Annotated in this window: 26 protein-coding genes; 16 read left to right on the top strand and 10 right to left on the bottom strand. The window is 70.8% G+C overall.

All coding sequences use genetic code 11. The annotated features are described in order from the left end of the window. Positions 1-20 precede the first annotated feature (20 nt). Positions 21-467 carry a (deoxy)nucleoside triphosphate pyrophosphohydrolase gene (locus ACLQ3B_RS19835; RefSeq protein WP_425782209.1) on the bottom strand — a complete coding sequence of 149 codons (447 nt, stop codon included), beginning with the start codon at positions 465-467 and terminating at the stop codon, positions 21-23. Between the two features lie 183 nt (positions 468-650). On the opposite strand from ACLQ3B_RS19835, the gene ACLQ3B_RS19830 reads away from it, so the two are divergent. Further along, positions 651-959 carry a 4a-hydroxytetrahydrobiopterin dehydratase gene (locus ACLQ3B_RS19830; protein ID WP_112675736.1) on the top strand — a complete coding sequence of 103 codons (309 nt, stop codon included), beginning with the start codon at positions 651-653 and terminating at the stop codon, positions 957-959. Positions 960-1,099: 140 nt separating this feature from the next. Here ACLQ3B_RS19830 and ACLQ3B_RS19825 read toward each other — a convergent pair whose 3' ends face one another. Beyond that, positions 1,100-1,543 carry a VOC family protein gene (locus ACLQ3B_RS19825; RefSeq protein WP_425782208.1) on the bottom strand — a complete coding sequence of 148 codons (444 nt, stop codon included), beginning with the start codon at positions 1,541-1,543 and terminating at the stop codon, positions 1,100-1,102. Positions 1,544-1,657: 114 nt separating this feature from the next. Here ACLQ3B_RS19825 and ACLQ3B_RS19820 point away from each other — a divergent pair, with 114 nt between their 5' ends. The 5 genes from ACLQ3B_RS19820 to ACLQ3B_RS19800 all read left to right on the top strand — a co-directional run bounded on the left by ACLQ3B_RS19820 (position 1,658) and on the right by ACLQ3B_RS19800 (position 4,653). Beyond that, a complete protein-coding gene (locus tag ACLQ3B_RS19820; protein WP_425782207.1) occupies positions 1,658-2,542 on the top strand; it encodes a LysR family transcriptional regulator in 885 nt (294 codons plus the stop codon). Next, a complete protein-coding gene (locus ACLQ3B_RS19815; protein WP_425782206.1) occupies positions 2,539-3,027 on the top strand; it encodes a hypothetical protein in 489 nt (162 codons plus the stop codon). Before ACLQ3B_RS19820 ends, ACLQ3B_RS19815 begins: the two co-directional genes overlap by 4 nt. Before the next feature lie 10 nt (positions 3,028-3,037). After that, positions 3,038-3,400 (top strand): PH domain-containing protein, encoded by a 363-nt coding sequence (locus tag ACLQ3B_RS19810; RefSeq protein WP_030337500.1) that lies wholly within the window; start codon positions 3,038-3,040, stop codon positions 3,398-3,400. 223 nt (positions 3,401-3,623) lie between these two features. After that, positions 3,624-4,355 (top strand): class I SAM-dependent methyltransferase, encoded by a 732-nt coding sequence (locus ACLQ3B_RS19805; protein WP_425782205.1) that lies wholly within the window; start codon positions 3,624-3,626, stop codon positions 4,353-4,355. Between the two features lie 97 nt (positions 4,356-4,452). Then, entirely contained in the window at positions 4,453-4,653 is a 201-nt protein-coding gene (locus ACLQ3B_RS19800; protein ID WP_425782204.1) for a hypothetical protein, read from the top strand. A gap of 68 nt (positions 4,654-4,721) precedes the next feature. Here the strand turns inward: ACLQ3B_RS19800 and ACLQ3B_RS19795 are convergent, their stop codons facing one another. The 3 genes from ACLQ3B_RS19795 to ACLQ3B_RS19785 are packed head-to-tail and all read right to left on the bottom strand — an operon-like array spanning position 4,722 to position 5,973. Then, positions 4,722-5,165: an SRPBCC family protein gene (locus tag ACLQ3B_RS19795; RefSeq protein ID WP_425782203.1), complete on the bottom strand. Its 444-nt coding sequence runs from the start codon at positions 5,163-5,165 to the stop codon at positions 4,722-4,724. Positions 5,166-5,167: 2 nt separating this feature from the next. Continuing rightward, positions 5,168-5,518 (bottom strand): ArsR/SmtB family transcription factor, encoded by a 351-nt coding sequence (locus tag ACLQ3B_RS19790; RefSeq protein ID WP_425782202.1) that lies wholly within the window; start codon positions 5,516-5,518, stop codon positions 5,168-5,170. Beyond that, positions 5,515-5,973 (bottom strand): SRPBCC domain-containing protein, encoded by a 459-nt coding sequence (locus ACLQ3B_RS19785; protein WP_425782201.1) that lies wholly within the window; start codon positions 5,971-5,973, stop codon positions 5,515-5,517. The genes ACLQ3B_RS19790 and ACLQ3B_RS19785 overlap by 4 nt, the downstream gene beginning before the upstream one ends. A 114-nt stretch (positions 5,974-6,087) precedes the next feature. Between ACLQ3B_RS19785 and ACLQ3B_RS19780 the strand changes: the two genes are divergently transcribed. Then, positions 6,088-6,462, top strand: a complete 375-nt coding sequence (locus ACLQ3B_RS19780) for a VOC family protein (protein WP_425782200.1) — start codon at positions 6,088-6,090, stop codon at positions 6,460-6,462. Positions 6,463-6,521: 59 nt separating this feature from the next. After that, positions 6,522-7,328: a hypothetical protein gene (locus tag ACLQ3B_RS19775; protein WP_425782199.1), complete on the top strand. Its 807-nt coding sequence runs from the start codon at positions 6,522-6,524 to the stop codon at positions 7,326-7,328. Between the two features lies 1 nt (position 7,329). Here ACLQ3B_RS19775 and ACLQ3B_RS19770 read toward each other — a convergent pair whose 3' ends face one another. Both ACLQ3B_RS19770 and ACLQ3B_RS19765 read right to left on the bottom strand, forming a co-directional pair. After that, the gene (locus ACLQ3B_RS19770; protein ID WP_425782198.1) at positions 7,330-7,650 is read right to left on the bottom strand and encodes a hypothetical protein; all 321 of its coding nucleotides are present in this window, start codon (positions 7,648-7,650) and stop codon (positions 7,330-7,332) included. A gap of 54 nt (positions 7,651-7,704) precedes the next feature. After that, on the bottom strand, positions 7,705-8,475 hold the full coding sequence (locus ACLQ3B_RS19765; protein ID WP_425782197.1) for a class I SAM-dependent methyltransferase: 771 nt from the start codon (positions 8,473-8,475) through the stop codon (positions 7,705-7,707). A gap of 785 nt (positions 8,476-9,260) precedes the next feature. Here ACLQ3B_RS19765 and ACLQ3B_RS19760 point away from each other — a divergent pair. Continuing rightward, complete coding sequence (locus ACLQ3B_RS19760; protein WP_425782196.1) at positions 9,261-9,530, top strand: type II toxin-antitoxin system prevent-host-death family antitoxin; 270 nt, start codon at positions 9,261-9,263, stop codon at positions 9,528-9,530. Then, entirely contained in the window at positions 9,527-9,799 is a 273-nt protein-coding gene (locus tag ACLQ3B_RS19755; protein WP_425782195.1) for a type II toxin-antitoxin system RelE family toxin, read from the top strand. Before ACLQ3B_RS19760 ends, ACLQ3B_RS19755 begins: the two co-directional genes overlap by 4 nt. Before the next feature lie 19 nt (positions 9,800-9,818). Here the strand turns inward: ACLQ3B_RS19755 and ychF are convergent, their stop codons facing one another. Further along, positions 9,819-10,904, bottom strand: a complete 1,086-nt coding sequence (gene ychF, locus ACLQ3B_RS19750; protein ID WP_425782194.1) for a redox-regulated ATPase YchF — start codon at positions 10,902-10,904, stop codon at positions 9,819-9,821. 140 nt (positions 10,905-11,044) lie between these two features. Here ychF and ACLQ3B_RS19745 point away from each other — a divergent pair, with 140 nt between their 5' ends. Continuing rightward, the gene (locus tag ACLQ3B_RS19745) at positions 11,045-11,614 is read left to right on the top strand and encodes an exonuclease (RefSeq protein ID WP_425782193.1); all 570 of its coding nucleotides are present in this window, start codon (positions 11,045-11,047) and stop codon (positions 11,612-11,614) included. A gap of 3 nt (positions 11,615-11,617) precedes the next feature. Here the strand turns inward: ACLQ3B_RS19745 and ACLQ3B_RS19740 are convergent, their stop codons facing one another. Both ACLQ3B_RS19740 and ACLQ3B_RS19735 read right to left on the bottom strand, forming a co-directional pair. Continuing rightward, entirely contained in the window at positions 11,618-12,352 is a 735-nt protein-coding gene (locus tag ACLQ3B_RS19740) for a Type 1 glutamine amidotransferase-like domain-containing protein (protein WP_425782192.1), read from the bottom strand. Positions 12,353-12,444: 92 nt separating this feature from the next. After that, positions 12,445-12,948, bottom strand: a complete 504-nt coding sequence (locus ACLQ3B_RS19735) for a hypothetical protein (protein ID WP_425782191.1) — start codon at positions 12,946-12,948, stop codon at positions 12,445-12,447. Positions 12,949-13,087: 139 nt separating this feature from the next. Between ACLQ3B_RS19735 and ACLQ3B_RS19730 the strand changes: the two genes are divergently transcribed. The 5 genes from ACLQ3B_RS19730 (at position 13,088) to ACLQ3B_RS19710 (ending at position 17,826) form a co-directional block, all read left to right on the top strand. Further along, a complete protein-coding gene (locus ACLQ3B_RS19730) occupies positions 13,088-13,597 on the top strand; it encodes a SigE family RNA polymerase sigma factor (protein WP_425782190.1) in 510 nt (169 codons plus the stop codon). Next, entirely contained in the window at positions 13,594-14,094 is a 501-nt protein-coding gene (locus ACLQ3B_RS19725; protein WP_425782189.1) for a hypothetical protein, read from the top strand. The genes ACLQ3B_RS19730 and ACLQ3B_RS19725 overlap by 4 nt, the downstream gene beginning before the upstream one ends. Positions 14,095-14,312: 218 nt before the next feature. Beyond that, positions 14,313-15,746: an FAD-binding oxidoreductase gene (locus ACLQ3B_RS19720; protein WP_425782188.1), complete on the top strand. Its 1,434-nt coding sequence runs from the start codon at positions 14,313-14,315 to the stop codon at positions 15,744-15,746. Positions 15,747-15,832: 86 nt separating this feature from the next. Then, positions 15,833-17,320, top strand: coding sequence for a DNA-3-methyladenine glycosylase 2 family protein (locus ACLQ3B_RS19715; protein ID WP_425782187.1), 1,488 nt, complete (start codon positions 15,833-15,835; stop codon positions 17,318-17,320). Next, a complete protein-coding gene (locus ACLQ3B_RS19710) occupies positions 17,317-17,826 on the top strand; it encodes a methylated-DNA--[protein]-cysteine S-methyltransferase (protein ID WP_425782186.1) in 510 nt (169 codons plus the stop codon). The genes ACLQ3B_RS19715 and ACLQ3B_RS19710 overlap by 4 nt, the downstream gene beginning before the upstream one ends. Positions 17,827-17,861 lie beyond the last annotated feature (35 nt).

Genomic DNA, 17,861 nt, shown 5'->3' with positions numbered 1-17,861 from the left:
AGGGGACCGGGGCCCGGGGGTTAGGGGCGTGGGGTGAGGAGGAGGGGGCGGAGGGCTGCCACGATGGGGGCGTCGGCGGGAAGCCAGGTGACCGAGTCCAGTTCGTCGGCGGTGAGCCAGCGGAGCGCCTCGTGCTCCAGCGCCTGCGGCTGGTCGTCGCCCAGCAGGCGGGCCGCGTACACCTTGAGCACCGAGCGGCCGTGCGCCATCCGTACGTTGCGGCCGACCCGGTCGCCGATCTCGACGCGTACGGCCAACTCCTCCGCGCACTCCCGGATCAACGCGTCGGTCTCGGCCTCCCCCGGCTCGACCTTTCCGCCCGGAAACTCCCACATGCCCGCTACCTCGGGTGGGGCGGAACGCGCACAGGCGAGCACCCGCCCATCCCGGATGATCGCCGCGCCGACGATCACCTTCAGGTCCCGTCGTTCGGCCTGCCCGCCATCATTCGCCCGTTCGGTCCGCACGGGCGTCCAGGGTGCCAGATCAATCGGCGGTTTGGGTACCGTAGCCGTCCGCTAGGCCAATAAGACACGGAAGTGTGGGCGTGGACACCCCCTCCGAGCAGCGAGAGACTAGGGGACACCGACAAGACACGGGATGGCGACGATTTGGCCACAAGCCGGCAACGGCGCTTGGGAGGTGCGGTGATGCGCGTGCTGTTCAACAGCAGGGCCAAGCACGACTACCTTTCCGACGCGTTGACCTTGCTGTCTGGTTGGACACGCGAGGGCGAGCAGATCCGACGGACGCTCGTGATCGACGATACCCAACACGCCGCCCTAACTGAACGCGTCAAGGTCGTCGCGGATGCGCTGCATCTGCGGCCCGAGATCAGCCGCCGGGCCGACAGCACCCAGATCCGGGTCGGGCACGGCAGCGGCGAGCCCCTGACCGAGGGTGAGGTCCTGTTGGCCGCCCGCATCGAGGACGCGTACCGGGCGGTCACCGAGTCCTGAGTAGCTGACCATGACCAGCCGGCAGCCGCAGCACGGACCACGACCCGAGCAGCGATCACTGACGTACGGCCGGAGCCCCGCGCCTGCCCACTTTCGATGGGGAGACGCGGGGCTTCCGCATGTCGCCAGACAGCTCGGGCTCACCTGTCGGCTACGGCGTCCTGCGGGTAACAGCGCAGCTCCACCGAGTTGCCGTCCGGGTCCCGTACGTAGATCGAGGTCGCCGAACCGCGGGCACCGAACCGGCTGACCGGCCCGGTCAGCACGGTGAAGTCTCCGGACTCGATCACCTGCGCCCAGTCCAGTGGTGCCACCACCAGGCAGAAGTGGTCCACGTTCGCGCCCTGCGGCTCACCGCGGACGAGGTCGATGATGCTGTCGGGGCTGATCCGTACCGACGGGAACGGCACACTGCCCGCACGCCACTCGTCGACCCGCACCGGCGCCAGCCCGAGCCGGCCGCAGTAGAAGTCCAGGGACCGTTCCACGTCGGCGACGGTCAGCACCAGGTGGTCGAAACCGGTTACCCGCACCCCGCTCACGCCTCCTCCAGGTGGGCCGGTCAGGTGGTCGTCAACGCTCATGTCGAAGCCTTTCGCTCGGTTTTCCCTGCCGCGTTCACGATCCCCGGACGAGGGACGCCGACCAAGACCCGATGCCGCTACGATCGTTGCCCACAGGTCAACGATGGGAACGGTGTGCTGGAGCGGTACGAGGTCGAGACGTTCCTGACCCTCGCTGAGGAACTGCACTTCGGCCGGACCGCCGAGCGGCTGACCGTCAGCACCGGCCGGGTCAGCCACATCGTGAAGAAGCTGGAGCGCCGGATCGGCGCACCGTTGTTCGCCCGCACCAGTCGCGTCGTCCGGCTCACCCCGATCGGCCGGCAGCTCGCCGTCGAGCTGGCCCCGCTGGTGGCAGGCATGGACGAGGCCGTCCGCCGCGCGACCGACGCCGCCCGGGGCGTGACCGGGTCGCTACGGGTGGCGTTCCTCGGCGAGTGGACGGCGCCGGTGCTGCTCCGGGCGGTGGCCCTGTTCGGTGAACGGCACCCCGACTGCCGGGTGGAGGTGCACGAGGCGCAGTTGTCCACCACCCGATCGGGGTTGCTCGACGGCTCGACCGACGTGTTGATCGCCTCGTACCCGTTCGACGGGATGGCCAACGGCCCGGCGCTGCTCTCCGAGGACCGGGTGCTGGCGGTGGCCGCGGGCCACCCGCTCACCCGGGAGCGGTCGGTGTCGTTGGAGGTGCTCGCCGACCACCCGGTGGTGCAGTACCCGACAGTGACCTCTGTGGAGTTCAAGCGGGATCGCACCCCGGAGCGCACCCCGTCCGGCCGGGCGGTGCCGAAGGGGCCCGCCGGGAACACCTTCTCCGAGATGCTGTCCCTGGTCGCGCTGGGCCGGGGAGTCCTGCCGGTGGGCGAGCACACGCGCCGCTACTACCCGCGCCCCGACGTGGCGTACGTGCCCATCCACGACGCGCCACCGATCGAACGAGGGCCGGTCTGGCTGCCCAGCAACACCACCACCCGGGTACGCGAGTTCGTCCGCGCCGCGACCGACGCGAACCCCCGATGAGGCACGCCGAGTTCCGCCACCACCGGCTGGTCCAGGTGTACGACGCGGAGTGCCGGTGGGGGCCGGATGACGACTTCTTCCAGACGGTGGTCGACGAGACCCCGGCCAAGTCGGGTGGTGAGCGGGTGACCTGGTTCGACGCCCGCGACCCGGCGGACCGCCGCTGGGAGCGGTGGAACCCGGTGGATTCGCACCGGCTGGTCACGCTGCCCGACGGCGGCGAGGTCCGCGCGTGGACCGAGGTCACCGGGGTACGCGACGGAGTGGTCGACTTCACCCACCACTACCACTTCGACGACGGGGAGGAACTCCTCAGCTCGGCGAGCCTGCGCTTCCGCACCGAGGCCGAGCTACGCACCTCTCTGACCTGGGCGGGCTTCATCGTGGATCGCGTTCGCGGGGGCTGGCACGGCGAGCCCGTCGGCCACGGCGACGGCGAGTTCGTGGTCCTCGCCCGGGTGGGTACGTTGGCACCGGTTTTCTAGCCTGGATCACATGGCGAACATCGCGTACGACCGCAAGGAGCAGGTCCAGCAGATCGAGAGTGGCCTCCTCGAAGGCGAGCAGATCATCGCCGTCTACGACGCCGTCGGCACCGGCACCGGGTTCATCGGGCTGACCGACCGTCGGGTGATCATCCAGGACCGCTCGTTCGTCGGGAAGCGGTTCGCGATCACCAGCATCCCGTACTCGAAGATCACCAGCGTGAGCGTGGTCAGCAACAAGTCGTGGGGTGGGTCGTTCTTCTCCACCGGCGCCATCGCCATCCACGTCGGCACGCACACCTACGAGGTGGAGTTCCGTGGCGCGCAGAAGAGCCACCACGTGCACAACGTGATCCTGCACCACATCTCCTGACGGCGCGTCCCGTCGTGGGCCCGGCTGGCGTAATCGCCTTGCCGGGCCCACGTCGTCTCTGGTGTCCTGGCCCGACAGCCGCGCGAAGGGAGCAGCCATCATGCCCAACACGACGAGGTCCCCCGAACCCACAGTCATCCGACCCGAGGAATCGAGACTTCGTGAGCAGGACCGTTCCCCTGGCGCTGCTGGGCGCCACTGACCCCAACCCCGGAGGCCGCTGATGTCGGTCTTCGACGATCCCGGCCTCTTCGGCCGGCTCTGGGCCGCCGGCTACGACGCCCCAGGTAACCCCGACCCCGCGCCAGCGGTGGACTTCCTGGCCGACCTGGCCGACGGCGGTCCGGTTCTCGAACTGGCGATCGGCACCGGCCGGGTCGCACTCCCGCTGGCCGAGCGCGGCCTCGCCGTGCACGGTGTCGAGGCGTCCGAGGAGATGCTCGCGCAACTGCTGGCGAAACCCGGCGGCGACCGGATTCCGGTGGTCGTCGCCGACATGGCGGACGTGCCGGTGGCCGGTGAGTTCCGGCTCGCGTACCTGGTCTTCAACACCCTGTTCAACCTGGTGGACGCCGAGCGGCAGGCGGACTGCTTCCGCAACGTCGCCCGGGTGCTGTCGCCGGGCGGCGCGTTCGTCATCGAGACGTTCGTGCCCGACCCGCGCAGCTTCGACTCGGACGAGCAGGTGCAGGTACGTGAGGTCACCGAGGACTCCGCGACGATCCGACTGCACCGGTACGACAGGCCGGCGCAGCGGTTCATCCGGCAGACCATCACGTTCGACGGCGACGGTGTGCACCTGAAGCCGTTCGCCATGCGGTACGCCTGGCCGCACCAGATCGACGAGATGGCGCAGCAGGCAGGGCTCCGGCTCACCGAGCGGTACGCCGACTGGCATCGACGTCCGTTCCAGGCCGACAGCCCGTCGCACATCTCCGTCTACCGGGCGGAGTAGCGGTTTGGTCGACTCGGGTTCCGGAAAGTCGGTGTGTCAAGGCACCACGTCGAGGAACCCGAGTCGATCTCCCGCCGCCGGAAAGTGAGATGCCGCCATGAGCAGACGAGCCGTCCATGTGGTCCTTGCCCTGTCGGTCGTCCTGATGGTCACCGGCATCGTCCTCAGGGTGGCCGGGGACGGCGGGGCCGACACGGCCGGCACGGTGGCGGTGGCGCTCGCCTCGGTGGGTTCGATAGTGGCGAGCATCGGTTCGTCCTCCCGCACTGCCCGCGGAAACGACGGCCCGGAGGGGTAAGTCGGGCCCTCGGGCCATCCGACCTGACGGACAGGCAAGGCTTGACCGTCTCTCGGTGGGCACTGAGGTCAGTGCCCGTCGCTGATCTGGACGTCGTCCGGCGCCGGCCGGCCGCGCCCCGTCTCGACCAGCTCCTTGAGGCTCATCAGGAAGATCGCCCACTTGGTGCTGCACTCGTGCATGAGGTCGGTCGGCTGGCGCCAGGCCGAGTGCGTGAAGTCGACGATCGTGTACCGACCTCGCTGGCCGAGCCGCCAGCCGATCTCGGTGCCGATCCACTCCTCGGGGCCACCGACGACCCGCCACCGCACCCGACCAGCCGGGTCCAGCTCAAGAATCTCCAGGTCGAACCCGCCCTCGTCACCGAAGTGGACGGCCAGCGACCCGCCGACCTCGCTCTTGCCGGTCGTGTCGACCGACCACCAGCCGGCGACGCCCTCGGGGGTTGCCACCGCACGGTAGACGTCGGCAAGTGGAGCGACGATGCCGACCTGGTGCAGGATGTCGACCATTTTCAGCCTCCCTGGTTGTTGGTGCGGTGGCGTTCGATCGTCTCGGCGATGCGCTTGATCCGGCGCAGGCGGGCGTCCCAGGTGGAGCCGACCGCCGACAGCTGGGCGACCGCGCGGGCGAGTTGCGCCTCGTCCACCTGGTAGTGACGTTCGCGACCGGCCGGCTCGGCGTGGATCAGCCCAACCCGGTCGAGGACCGCCAGGTGCTTCGAGACGGCCTGACGGGTGACGGGTAGCTGTCTGCTCAACGAGGTGGCCGTGCCGGGCCCGTCGGCGAGGAGAAGATCGATCATCGTACGCCGAATGGGATCGCCGATCGCCGACCACAACTCGTCGTCGACCACCGCGCTCACGGGGTCGCGACCAGCCGCGCGACGTACTCGCCGAGCCGGGGCACGTAGTGGTCCCAACCGTTCTCGTGGTCGCGGTACTGCTCTTCCAGGACGGCGACCTCCCAACCCAGCTCGCGGAAACCGGTCTCGGTCATCCGGATCAGGGTCCCCACGCCGCTGGGCACCAGGTCGAAGGTGACGAGCAGCGCCTGCCCACTCCGGTCCGGCTCGGTGAAGCACCACCGGAAGGAGAACCGCCTCGGCGGGTCGACCTCGACGACGGCGAGCGCGACGGTCTTCGTCTCGCCGGTGTCGGCGTCGCGCCAGACCAGCTCGCCGGGCGCGCCGGCGACCGACTCGAACCGCGCGTCGTCGGGCCACCACTCCCGCATGTGCTCGGGCTGGCTGACCACCTCGAAGACGATTTCGGGGGACGCGTTGACGTGGATGTCGCGTTCGATCGTTCCCTGTTCCATGCTCACACCCTTTCGCAACCTTTGGTTGCGCTTAACCTATGGCAGCCCACACCCATTGCGCAACCTTTCGTTGCACGTCGCGGTTTCGTCGTACCCGGGGTGCACGATCGGCGCATGTCTGAGCCATCGCCCCACCGACACCACGCCATCGACTACGTCGAGCTCACGGTGACCGACCTCGCCGTGGCCAAGCGGTTCTACGCTGACGCGTTCGGTTGGCGGTTCAACGACTACGGGCCGGAGTACGCCGGCATCCGCAGCCCACACGGCGACGCCGCGCCCGAGGTCGGCGGTCTCCGGGTGGACAGGGATGTTCGGGCGGGCGGTCCGCTCGTGCTGCTCTACTCCAGCGACCTGGACCGATCCGTGCAGGCCGTCAAGGAGTCCGGCGGCCAGGTGGTGAACGGGCCGTACGAGTTCCCCGGTGGCCGGCGGTTCCACTTCACCGATCCCAGCGGCAACGAGTTGGGCGCCTGGGCAGAGCAGTAGGGCACCGAGGTCGCCCGGGCGGGGCTGAACGTGCTCGCCGACCCGGGCAGAGTGTCCCCATGGCCGACAGAGGACTGGACGTCGAGGGCTGGATTGCGCGCGAGGGTGCACTGAGCCGGGTCCCGGCCGCCTTCGCCGGTGTTGTCGACGCGGCACGCGCTCGAATAGCCGAGTCGTTCGACTGCGGTCCGCTGCACAGCGCCTACATCTACGGCAGCATCCCGCGTGGCACCGCCACCCTCGGCGTCTCCGATCTCGACCTGCTGCTCGCCCTGCGCACCGAACCAACCGAGGCCGACCGAGCGGCTGCCACCAGGATCGAGCAGGACCTCGACCAGTCTTTTCCGCAGATCGACGGCGTGGGCGTCCTGCTGTTCAGTGCACGTACGCTGCTCAGCGAGCTTGAGCGGCACGACCTCGGCTTCTTCGTCGCCTGCCTGTGCACTCCCCTGCTGGGTGACGACCTCGCCGACCAACTCCCCCGCTACCGGCCCACTCCCCTGCTCGCCCGCGAGACGAACGGTGACCTGTCCCTTGCGCTTGCGGGGTGGCGCCGCCAGGCAGCCGAAGCGACCACCGAGCAGCAACGTAAGGCCCTCAGCCGGCTCGTCGCGCGGCGCATCGTCAGGACAGGACTCACGCTGGTCATGCCGCGCTGGGGAGGGTGGACAAGCGACCTCAGCGAGTCCGCCGAGGTGTTCGGGCTCTACTACCCGGAACGTGCCGGGCAGATGCGTAGAGCTGCCGTCATTGGCCGCACGCCCTCGCCGGTCCCGGGTGTGCTGCACGAACTCATCGACGACCTCGGGCCCTGGCTCGCCGCGGAGTACGCGGTCGTCCACGGCGAGAAGGCCGTCCGTCCCTGATCTATCGGAGGTCCTCGCCACTCAGCACGAGACAGCCGAACATGTCCGTGAGGACTGCCCGCTGGTGGTCGGTCAACGGGTTCGCGAAGACCACGACGCCGACCCCGCGCTGCTGGCAGGCGTCGGCGACTTCGCGGGCCCTACCGGGGCTGAGCAACGTCCGCCGCGAGAACGGGTCGCCCATCTTGTCCGCGCCGCCTGAAGAGACCCCCCGCCGCTGCACGTGCCGGCTCACGACCTGGCCACCGTGGGCTTCCACCAAGCTGGCCAGCAGATCGAGATTGCTGGCAAACTCCTTGTCCTTCGCCGAGAACAGGCCCACCAGAGCCACGTCGGCGCCTGCCAGCACAGCTTTCAACGCCCGGGTCGCCGGCCGTCAGCGTCGCCGGGCGCGCAGCACGCCGGTCAGCATCGGCAGCGTGAACTCGCCGTGCGCCGTTTCGGGTCGGCTCCCGAGGAAGGCGCGGATCCGGCCGAGCGTGGCCGCTCGCTCCTCGTCCGGCATGACCAGCATCCCGGCCCGCGTCGCGAGCGTCGCGACGAGCGAGTCGGCGGTACGGCGCTGACCGTGCGGGAACTCGACAGGCTCCGCCGACCCGAACCGGACGACCAGGCCGGTGCTCGGAACGAGCATGTCTGCCGTCGCCGCGCGCCAACTGCTCAACGTGTCACGCGGGCCGATGGCCGCACTCCCGCTGACCCGTCCGAGCCCGGCAACCCAGTCGATCCGGTCGTCCAGGATGTTCCACAGACCGGCCAGGATGCCGCCAGGGGCGAGGACCCGGGCGATTTCCGCCCCGGCCACGGCCATGTCGAACCAGTGCAGGGCGTTGCCGGCCAGCACGGCGTCGACGGAAGCGTCCGGCAGCGGGATCGACTCGGCACTACCCGGCAGGGCACTGACGGCCGGCAGCGCCCGACGTAGTTCGGTGAGCATCGCCGGGTCGGGCTCGACCGCCACGACGTCCGCGCCCACCGCCACCAGAGTCGCGGACAGCTTGCCGGTGCCGGCGCCCAGGTCGAGCACGCGCAGGCCGGGCGCGGGCTCCAGCGCCCACCGCACCGCGGCCTGCGCGTAGTCCGGGCGGTGTTCGGCGTACGAGGTCGCGGCCGTGCCGAACGACGATCGGAGCAGTTGTTCCGTCATGCGGTCAACCTAGCGTCGTTTGTCGACATCGACAGCCACCACGGCCACCGTGCAGATCTTGCGGAGTTGGTGGCGCGTCCGCTACCCCGTCTACGTACTCGGCCTCGTGGTCGGGATGGTCATGATGTGGCTGCCGTTCAAGACCTTTCAGGACAACGACTCTTGGGAGAGTCGACTGCGGGTCGATGGCGTGCCAGCCCAGGCAGGGGGGCTACAACGTGTCCATCCATGACGTGCAGGACCTGCACGACGAGAACCGCCGCGACCTGTCGGTGTTCCCCGTCGCTGAACCCAGACGGCGAGGACGACCAGGGGGCCGGCCGCCTGATCGGGGCGTCGCCGGATCGCTGGGTCAACCACGGGGTTGCCGGGGAGGACTACGCGGACTTCGTGCGTGCGAGGAATTCCTGACTCAGACGTTCAAGCGGAACTCAGATCAGCCGCAGCTTGGCCTGGGTGAATGGGCTCGGCATGCTGGTCACGCTCGGTCTTAGGTCCCTGTCGTTCATCCTTGATTTCCGACGTTTCACGTTGTTCTGTGCCCGCGTGCGCCCCACGAGGGGTGGGAGGGATCTCGGCCTGAAGTCGGAGGTAGATGTACTCGGAGTTGTCCGGCCCTTCGGGCCGACGCTGCCCGTCAGGCTCCCAACCATGCTTCGCGTAAAAGGCCTGTGCGCGCACGTTCCGCTCCCAAACGGGCAGCGGCGCATCGAGACGGCCAACACTTCGTCGTACATGCCTGGCACTCCCACCTCCCGCACCACCTTGGGTTGTACGATTCGTACATGACTGAACCCGCGCGCGACCTCTCGATCTCGGCCGCTCGTGATCATCTCGCCGAGGTCGTCTCTCGTGCCGCCTACGGCGGTCGCATTACCTACGTCACTCGTCACGGCCAACGCATGGCCGCGATCGTGCCGGCGGAGGTGGCCGAAGCGATCGAACGCGCCGAGGATGCGGAAGACGTAGCTGCTGCCCGTGAAGCGCTCGCCCGGATTGACGCCGGCGACAAGCCGGTATCCCTGGCCGAACTGCGGGCCGAGCTCGGGCTATGAGCGGAGACACCCGCTACATGGTTCAGATCGACAGATCGGCGGCCAAGCTACTGCGCAAGCTTGAGCCACCCGTTCAGGCCCGACTCGTCGCCGCCATAGCCGCGCTGGGCGCCGACCCGCGACCGGAAGGTGTAAAAGCGCTGGCTGGGCGTCGCGGTCTGTTCCGCGTGCGCGTCGGCGACTACCGGGTGGTGTACACGGTGGACGACTCGGTCCTGGTCGTCCTGGTCGTGCACCTGGGCCACCGTCGCGAGGTCTACCGCTTCTGACCAACAGCAGGCGTACGGGTCAGACGTTGAACCTGAACTCCACCACGTCGCCGTCCTGCATGACGTACTCCTTGCCCTCGATGCGGACCTTGCCCGCCGCCTTGGCCGCCGCCATCGAACCGTACTCGACCAGGTCGTGGTACGAGACCACCTCGGCCTTGATGAAGCCGCGCTGGAAGTCGCTGTGGATGACGCCCGCAGCCTCCGGCGCGGTGGCGCCGACCGGGACGGTCCAGGCGCGCGCTTCCTTGGGGCCGGCCGTGAGGTACGTCTGGAGGCCGAGCGTGCGGAAGCCGACCCGGACGAGCTGGTTGAGGCCGGGCTCGTTCTGCCCGATCGACTCCAGCAGCTCGCGGGCCTCCTCCTCGGGCAGGTCCACCAGCTCAGACTCGATCTTGGCGTCCATGAAGATGGCCTCGGCGGGGGCGACCAGGGCGCGCAGCTCGTCGAGGAACGTCTCGTTGGCCAGCTCGGCCTCGTCGACGTTGAAGACGTACAGGAAGGGCTTGGTGGTGAGCAGGTGCAGCTCGCGCAGGTGCTCCAGCTCGATCTTGGCGGCGGCGGCCCCGGAGTAGAGGGTGGTGCCACCGTCGAGCACCTCGATCGCGGCCTTCGCGGCGGCGACAGCGGCAGCCCGGTCCTTGCGGAGCTTGGCCTCCTTCTCCAACCGGGGCAGCGCCTTGTCCAGGGTCTGCAGGTCGGCGAGGATCAGCTCGGTGTTGATCGTCTCGATGTCGTCGGCCGGGGAGATCTTGCCGTCGACGTGCACCACGTTCGGGTCGGAGAAGGCCCTGACGACCTGGCAGATCGCCGAGGCGTCCCGGATGTTGGCCAGGAAGGCGTTGCCCCGGCCCTGCCCCTTCGACGCGCCGCGGACCAGGCCGGCGATGTCGACGAACGACACCGGCGCCGGCAGCACCTTCTGCGAGGAGAAGATCTCGGCCAGCTTGCCCAGCCGCTCGTCGGGCAGCCCGACCACGCCGACGTTGGGCTCGATGGTGGCGAACGGGTAGTTCGCCGCCAGCACGTCGTTCTTGGTCAACGCGTTGAAAAGCGTGCTCTTGCCGACGTTGGGCAGGCCGACGATGCCGATGGTGAGACTCACGACGGGCCAGCTTACGCCGGTCCCGGCCGGGCCGGTCCAGGCGGCTCCGATTCGACGCCGTGCCGCTGGTCGATCGTCGCTCCCGCCGGGCCCCGTCCGGCGTTGCTAGTCTCCCGGTTCGACGGTCCGCTGGAGGTGGGATGACCTCGACGTTGCCTGAGCTGTACATCGCTGTCGATGTGGAGGCGGACGGGCCGATCCCCGGGCCGTACAGCATGATCTCGTTGGGCATGGCCGTGGCCGGCCACCCGGACCTGACCTTCTACACCGAGCTGCGTCCCATCTCCGACGAGTTCGTCCCGGCGGCGCTGGCCGTCTCCGGCCTGGACCGGGACCGGCTGCTGCGGGAGGCGCCCACCGCGCAGGAGGCGATGTCCGCCGCGGCGGCCTGGGTCGACGGGCTGCGCCGGGTCGGCCGTCCGGTCTTCCTCGCCGCCCCGGCCGTGTGGGACGGCATGTTCGTGCACTGGTACTTCGTCCGCTTCGTCGGGCACAGCCCGTACGGCGCGACCGGCTCCGGTATTGATCTCCGTAGCTACTGGATGGGGTTGACCGGCAGCGGGTGGGCCAACACCCGCCAGGGCACGATCAAGCACGAGCTGGGCCTGCACGACATGCCGCACACGCACCACGCCGGGGAGGACGCCGCGGAGCTGGCCCAGGTCTTCGACGCGGTGCTGCGCCGCCGGAAGCCTGCCGACGAGGCGTGACGCTCAGCCGAGCTGGCGGGGGGCGATGACCGCCTCCCGGACGCTGCCGTCCGCGCCGCGGCTGACCTCGTACGCCGAGACGCCCTCGCGGTCCGCGATTGCCTCGACCAGCCGGGTGCCCCGGTAGACCAGGCCGACGCCGTCATCGGTGCAGTGGCTGGTGGGGAGCGTGCCGTCGCCGACCAGCTCGTGCATGAGCGGGCGGCGCTGGCCCTCGCTGTCGTAGTGCACCCCGTTGCCGTACGGCAGCCAGGCCAGGCCGTCGGTGAAGCCACGCAGCCGGGGGCCGAAGCTGTCGGTGGCACCGCCGACATGCCAGCAGATCGAGCCGGCGGAGACGCCGGCCAGCACCACGCCGGCCTGCCAGCACTCGTGCAGGATCTCGTCGAGCCCGTGCACCCGCCACACCGCGACCAGGTTGGCCACGCTGCCACCGTCGACCCAGATCACGTCCTGGGCGAGCAGGTGGGCGCGGACATCCTCGACGTTGGGCATCGGGAACAGGGCGAGGTGGGACAGCCGGAACCGGGTGTCGGCGAACGCGCCGTAGACGGCTGCCAACGAGGTGGGCTGGTCGCCGACGGCCTGGCCGAGGTAGCAGACCCGCGGCTGCGGACCGGCGTCGGCCAGCTCCGCCGCCAGCTCGAAGACCGGGCTGGGACGCAGGTCGTAGGGCCCGCGGCCGCCCCGGAAGAAGCCCATGCTGGTGGCGATGATTGTCGGTTCGCTGGCGGGCATCGGAGCGTCCTTCCGGTCGGGGGCGGTGCGGCGTCCATCCTGCCGCAGCCGGCGTCCCGCCCGCTCGGCACGGGCCGAATGCCACGTCATGATCAGCGAGACTGGTCGGGCCGCCGCTGGCGGGGCACCTCGACCTCGGGCCAGTGACCCAGGGCCGGGCGGTCGGCCGGGGGCAGTTGCGCGGCGGCGGCGCGGGGCAGGGTGAACCGGTCGGCGGCGGCCGGCCCGGCCGAGACCGACTCGCGCAGCATCCACCGCACCTCGTCGGCCGTCCAGCCCAGCCCGGGCCGCGCGGCGATCTCGCGGATCAACCGCCGGCCGACAGTCGTGTCGTCGTCGTAGAAGCGCATGCACCAGTGGTGCGTCCACATCCCCAGCGCCCGCAGGCCCGCGTCGTCGAGCGAGCCGGCCAACCGGCCGCAGGCCGTGTCGGGGAAGCCCTGCTCGGGGTCGCCGGCCCGGTCCCGTTCGATGGCGCCCTTGGTGGCCGGCGCGACGGCCCGCATCCGGCGGTAGAAGGACTGCGCCACCGCGCGGGGTAACGGCGGGAACGCCCCCGGTGTCGACGCCGCCGCCCAACCCGCCACGCTCGTCATTCGCCGCACCCCTTCTTCAGTTGGTGGCCGGACGCTACCCGGCACGACCGACACTTTCGGCCCGAAAAACCCCACCGATCGTGGATAGCGACGATGACCTGGGACGTCTGTATCTGTGACAACGAAACGGGGGTGATGGGTGGACGAGGACGAGCGCGCGCGGCTGGCCGAGTTCGTCGGCAGTCGGACTCCGGCGCTGATGCGGGTCGCGTACCTGTTGACCGGGGACCGCAACGCCGCCGAGGACCTGTTCCAGTCGGCGTTGGCGCGGACCATCCCGAAGTGGGGAACCATCCGGCACACCGATCCCGAGGGCTATCTGCGGGTGGTGATGTACCGCGAGCAGATCAGCTGGTGGCGGCGACTCCGCCGGCGGCGGGAGAGACCGCTCAACCCGGCGGACGAACCGGTCGGCGGCGACCCGAGCGGCGGCTCCGACGTGCGGTTGGCGATGCGTGCCGCGCTGCGTCACCTGCCACCGTCGCAACGGGCGGTGGTGGTCCTCCGCTACTACGAGGACCTGCCCGAAGCCCGGGTGGCCGAGTTGCTGGGCTGCTCGGTGGGCACCGTGCGCAGCCGCACCCATCGAGCGGTGAAGCGACTGCGCGACCTGCTGCCGGACGTCGACATGCTGGAGGTACGGCGATGACCGAACCCTTCGAGCGCCTCATCCGCTCCACCCTCACCGACCTGGCCGAGGAGGCACCGATCGTGCATGACCAGTTGAGCCGAGCGGAACGGCGGGTGCGCAACCGACGCCGCGCCACGGTGACAGCAGGGGCGGTGGGCACCCTGGCGGCGATCCTGATCGCCACCCCGATCGCCCTGGCCGCGACCGGCTCGGACGAGCGTCCGCCGGCCGTGCCCAGCCCGGCCGGGCCGGCGGCCGTGCCCAGCCCGCCCGTGCCCACGCCGTCCGCGCCCACCACGGTGCCGACTGCCGAACCGAGCCCCGGCGGGGCGAAGACGGACCCGTCTGTCACACCGGGCCCGCCCGGCGTACCGGGCCAACCGACGGCCAAGCCGAGCCCGACGAGCAAGCCAGGCGCACCGGGCGACCCGTCCGTCTCACCCACCCCGTCGCCTCCGCTGGGCCCGCCCGGTGTGCCGGGCCGGCCGACGGCCGTGCCCAGCCCGTGGCGTTGAGGAGAACCGGTCAGGTCGGTGGTTCTTCCGCCCCGGCCTGACCTGTCGACCCGGGAATCGATCGGAGATTCCGGTCACCTTCGCACGGCGCTCCCCGTACCAGGCGAGCGCCGTGCGAACCGGCCGACGGAAGCGAAATTTGTCGAGACCAACGTGCCTGCTCATTCTTGGGCCATGACCGATTCCGGATACCCGAGGTGCGAGCTGCGGGGGCGACGATGAGCACCGCGATGGCCCGGGTGCCCGACTCCCTCCGGGGGCAGTTCGTCACACCCGGCGACCGCCGGTACGCGCAGCTGCGCTCGACGTACACCAGGTCGGCGTCACCGGCCGCCGTCCTGCTGCCGAAGACCACCGCGCAGGTGGTCGACGCGCTCCGTTACGCGCGGGAGCAGCGGCTGCCCATCGCGGTCCGCAGCGGCGGGCACGGCCTCTCCGGAGCCTCGTCCAACAACGGTGGGGTGGTCATCGACCTGTCCATGCTCAACCGGGTCCAGGTGATCGACGAGCGGGCCGGGCTGGTCCGGGTCGAGGCCGGCGCCCGCTGGGCGAACGTCGCGAAGGCGCTGGCCCCGTACGGCCTGGTGATCAGCTCGGGTGACTACGGCGGCGTCGGCGTGGGCGGCCTGGCCACCGGCGGTGGGGTCGGCTGGCTGGTCCGCGCCCACGGCCTCACCATCGACCGGGTCCGCGCCGTCGAGGTGGTGCTGGCCGACGGGACGCTGGTACGCGCGGACGCCGACCACGAGCCGGAGCTGTTCTGGCTGGTCCGAGGGGCCGGGGCCGGCGCGGGAATCGTGGTGGCCTTCGAGATCGAGGCGGCCGAGCAGCGCAACGTAGGCGTCGCCCAGCTGGTCGTCGAGGCGCACCCGGACGGTCGCACCATCCGGGAGTGGACGAGCTACCTCGCGCGGGCGCCCCGGGAGTTGTCCGCCGCCGCCGTGGTGTTCGCGGAGGGCCGATCGGTCCTCATGTCCATCACCGCCGTGGTCGCCGTCGAGAGCCTGCGCCGGGCCCGACCGGCTGTGGAACCGCTGCTCGCCATCGGCAAGGTGCTCGAACACCGCACCGACCTGCTGCCCTACCCGACGCTGGTGCCGACCGCGCACCTCAACCCCAACGTCGGGCAGCAGCGGGGCACGACCACCAACGGTCTGTTCACCGCGCTGGACGACGGCGGGGCGCGGGCCGTGACGCGAGCGGTGACCGGGCCGGGGCGGGCGGTGATCCAGCTCCGCTCGCTGGGTGGGGCGGTCAACGACGTCGCCTCCGACGCCACCGCGTACCCGCATCGGCACCAGGACACGCTGATCGTGGCCTCGGTGTTTCCGCCGCAGGCCGATGCCGCGTTGAACACCGCCTGGCGGGCCGCCGGCGCACGCGCCGAGGGCGCGTACGTCAACTTCGAGAGCCGACCGGACCCGGCCGCGTTCGCCCGGATCTACCCGGGCGAGACCGGGGCCCGGGTGCGGCGGCTGTGGAAGCGGTACGACCCGGACGGTGTGTTCCGACCGGCCCTGCTGACCGGCCAGGGCGGCCGCGCCGGCCAGACCAACCGGTCCGGCGAGGGCAACCGGGCCGGCCAGGCCAGCCGGACCGGGCAGGCGGCCCGGACCGGTCGATCCGGTCAGCCGCACCGACGCCGCCGCTGACACCGGGCGGGGTCTGCGCCCGGCGCGCACACCCAGGTCCGATTTCCGCCAGCCGATGACCGGTCCAGCGGGGCATCATCGGTGACATGGAGATGGACTTCGAGCGGTGTTACCGGGCCGTGGACAGCCGTGACCAGCGGTTCGACGGCTGGTTCTACACCGGTGTGACGTCCACCGGCATCTACTGCCGGCCGTCCTGCCCGGCGATCACGCCCAAGCGGCAGAACGTCCGGTTCTTCCCGTCCGCCGCCGCCGCGCAGGGCGCCGGGCTGCGCGCCTGCCGCCGCTGCCGGCCGGACGCCGCGCCCGGCTCCCCGCTCTGGGACGTCCGTGCGGACGTGGTCGGTCGGGCGATGCGGCTGATCGCCGACGGGGTTGTCGACCGGGCCGGCGTACCGGGGCTGGCCTCCCGTCTGGGCTACACCGAGCGGCACCTGCACCGGATGCTGAGCGCCGAGATGGGCGCCGGACCGCTCGCGCTGGCCCGGGCCCAACGCGCCCAGACCGCCCGGATCCTGATCGAGACGACCGACCTCGCGATGGCCGAGATCGCGTTCGCCGCCGGCTTCGGCAGCGTGCGGCAGTTCAACGACACGCTTCGCGAGGTGTACGCGAGCGCACCGTCGGACCTGCGCACGGCCCGTGGCCGCCAGCAGGCGCCGGCCGGGGCGGGGACGATCGCGCTCCGGCTGGCGTACCGCCCGCCGCTGCACGCCCGGGCGCTGCTGGACTTCCTCGCGGTGCGGGCGTTGCCCGGCGTGGAGGAGGTCCGCGATGGGACGTACCACAGGGGTCTGCGGTTGCCGCACGGCACCGGCCAGGTGGCGCTGACCCCGGCGGAGGGGCACGTGGCGGCGACGCTGCGGCTCGCCGACCTGCGTGACCTGGCGCCGGCGGTGGCCCGCTGCCGCCGGTTGCTCGACCTGGACGCGGACCCGGCGGCGATCGACGCCACGTTGGCCGCCGACCCGGCGCTGACCCCGACGGTCACCGTCGAGCCAGGCATCCGCGTCCCCCGGTCGGTCGACGCCTTCGAGCTGGCCGTCCGCGCCATCATCGGCCAACAGGTCTCGGTGAGATCCGCAAAAACAACACTGACCCGCCTCCTGACCACCGCCCACACCCGCGTTGATCATGAAGTTGTTGCCACTGACGACGGCGTGTCGGGACAACAACTTCATGATCAACGAGGTGGGTTGCGGGGGTTCTTGAGCCCGGAGGAGCTTCTGTCGGTGCCGGACTCGGGGTTTGGGATGCCTGTGGGGCGGCGGGAGGCTCTGCGGGGGTTGGCTCGGGGGGTGGTTGACGGGTCTGTTGATCTGGCGGCGGGGGTGGATCGGGAGGAGGCCGTGCGGCGGCTGCTCACGCTGCCCGGCATCGGCCCGTGGACCGCCAACTACCTGGCCATGCGCGCCTTCGGCGACCCGGACGTCCTGCTCAGCTCCGACCTCGCGGTCCGGCGCGGCGCCGCCGCGCTCGGCCTGCCCGACACCCAAAGATCCCTCGACAGGTACGCCGAGCGTTGGCGTCCCTGGCGGTCCTACGCCACGATCAGACTCTGGAGAGCGGCATGAACATCGACAGCACCGTACTGAGCACACCGGCCGGCCCACTGAGCATCCTCGCCGGCCCCGACGGTGACGTACGGGCAGCCGGCTTCACCCCGGACCCGTCGGCACTGCTGCCCCTGGTCCACCCGGCCCTGCGGGCGCCGCTGCGGGAGCGAGCCGACCTCGGCCCGGTCAGCACGGCGGTCCGCTCCTACCTGGACGGTGACCTCGCCGCCATCGACGCGGTGCCGGTCCGTCAACGCACCGGCGGAGAGTTCATGGCGCACGCCTGGCAGGTGCTGCGCGAGGTGCCGGCGGGCACCCCGGTCACCTACACCGGGTACGCCGCGCTGGCCGGCCGCCCACCGGCGGTGCGGGCCGCCGCGGCCGCCTGCGCCCGGAACGCGGCAGCCCTGTTCGTGCCCTGCCACCGGGTTCTTCGCACCGACGGCACGCTCGGCGGCTACCGCTGGGGGCTGGACGTGAAGAGGTGGCTTCTCGGTCATGAGCAGCGCTTGACAACAAGCTGACAGAAGCACCGACACCAGTTAGACGCTACCGTCTG

Source organism: Micromonospora sp. DT53 (assembly GCF_049841535.1).
Lineage (GTDB): Bacteria > Actinomycetota > Actinomycetes > Mycobacteriales > Micromonosporaceae > Micromonospora.
This window is presented reverse-complemented; position numbering and strand designations above follow the sequence as displayed.

Excerpts from the sequence above, each read along its gene's own strand:
- ACLQ3B_RS19830 (WP_112675736.1), top strand. The coding sequence starts at position 651 with ATGCGCGTGCTGTTCAACAGCAGGGCCAAGCACGACTACCTTTCCGAC.
- ACLQ3B_RS19825 (WP_425782208.1), bottom strand. The coding sequence starts at position 1,543 with ATGAGCGTTGACGACCACCTGACCGGCCCACCTGGAGGAGGCGTGAGC.
- ACLQ3B_RS19815 (WP_425782206.1), top strand. The coding sequence starts at position 2,539 with ATGAGGCACGCCGAGTTCCGCCACCACCGGCTGGTCCAGGTGTACGAC.
- ACLQ3B_RS19810 (WP_030337500.1), top strand. The coding sequence starts at position 3,038 with ATGGCGAACATCGCGTACGACCGCAAGGAGCAGGTCCAGCAGATCGAG.
- ACLQ3B_RS19805 (WP_425782205.1), top strand. The coding sequence starts at position 3,624 with ATGTCGGTCTTCGACGATCCCGGCCTCTTCGGCCGGCTCTGGGCCGCC.
- ACLQ3B_RS19800 (WP_425782204.1), top strand. The coding sequence starts at position 4,453 with ATGAGCAGACGAGCCGTCCATGTGGTCCTTGCCCTGTCGGTCGTCCTG.
- ACLQ3B_RS19795 (WP_425782203.1), bottom strand. The coding sequence starts at position 5,165 with ATGGTCGACATCCTGCACCAGGTCGGCATCGTCGCTCCACTTGCCGAC.
- ACLQ3B_RS19785 (WP_425782201.1), bottom strand. The coding sequence starts at position 5,973 with ATGGAACAGGGAACGATCGAACGCGACATCCACGTCAACGCGTCCCCC.
- ACLQ3B_RS19780 (WP_425782200.1), top strand. The coding sequence starts at position 6,088 with ATGTCTGAGCCATCGCCCCACCGACACCACGCCATCGACTACGTCGAG.
- ACLQ3B_RS19775 (WP_425782199.1), top strand. The coding sequence starts at position 6,522 with ATGGCCGACAGAGGACTGGACGTCGAGGGCTGGATTGCGCGCGAGGGT.
- ACLQ3B_RS19765 (WP_425782197.1), bottom strand. The coding sequence starts at position 8,475 with ATGACGGAACAACTGCTCCGATCGTCGTTCGGCACGGCCGCGACCTCG.
- ACLQ3B_RS19760 (WP_425782196.1), top strand. The coding sequence starts at position 9,261 with ATGACTGAACCCGCGCGCGACCTCTCGATCTCGGCCGCTCGTGATCAT.
- ACLQ3B_RS19755 (WP_425782195.1), top strand. The coding sequence starts at position 9,527 with ATGAGCGGAGACACCCGCTACATGGTTCAGATCGACAGATCGGCGGCC.
- ACLQ3B_RS19745 (WP_425782193.1), top strand. The coding sequence starts at position 11,045 with ATGACCTCGACGTTGCCTGAGCTGTACATCGCTGTCGATGTGGAGGCG.
- ACLQ3B_RS19740 (WP_425782192.1), bottom strand. The coding sequence starts at position 12,352 with ATGCCCGCCAGCGAACCGACAATCATCGCCACCAGCATGGGCTTCTTC.
- ACLQ3B_RS19735 (WP_425782191.1), bottom strand. The coding sequence starts at position 12,948 with ATGACGAGCGTGGCGGGTTGGGCGGCGGCGTCGACACCGGGGGCGTTC.
- ACLQ3B_RS19725 (WP_425782189.1), top strand. The coding sequence starts at position 13,594 with ATGACCGAACCCTTCGAGCGCCTCATCCGCTCCACCCTCACCGACCTG.
- ACLQ3B_RS19720 (WP_425782188.1), top strand. The coding sequence starts at position 14,313 with ATGAGCACCGCGATGGCCCGGGTGCCCGACTCCCTCCGGGGGCAGTTC.
- ACLQ3B_RS19715 (WP_425782187.1), top strand. The coding sequence starts at position 15,833 with ATGGAGATGGACTTCGAGCGGTGTTACCGGGCCGTGGACAGCCGTGAC.
- ACLQ3B_RS19710 (WP_425782186.1), top strand. The coding sequence starts at position 17,317 with ATGAACATCGACAGCACCGTACTGAGCACACCGGCCGGCCCACTGAGC.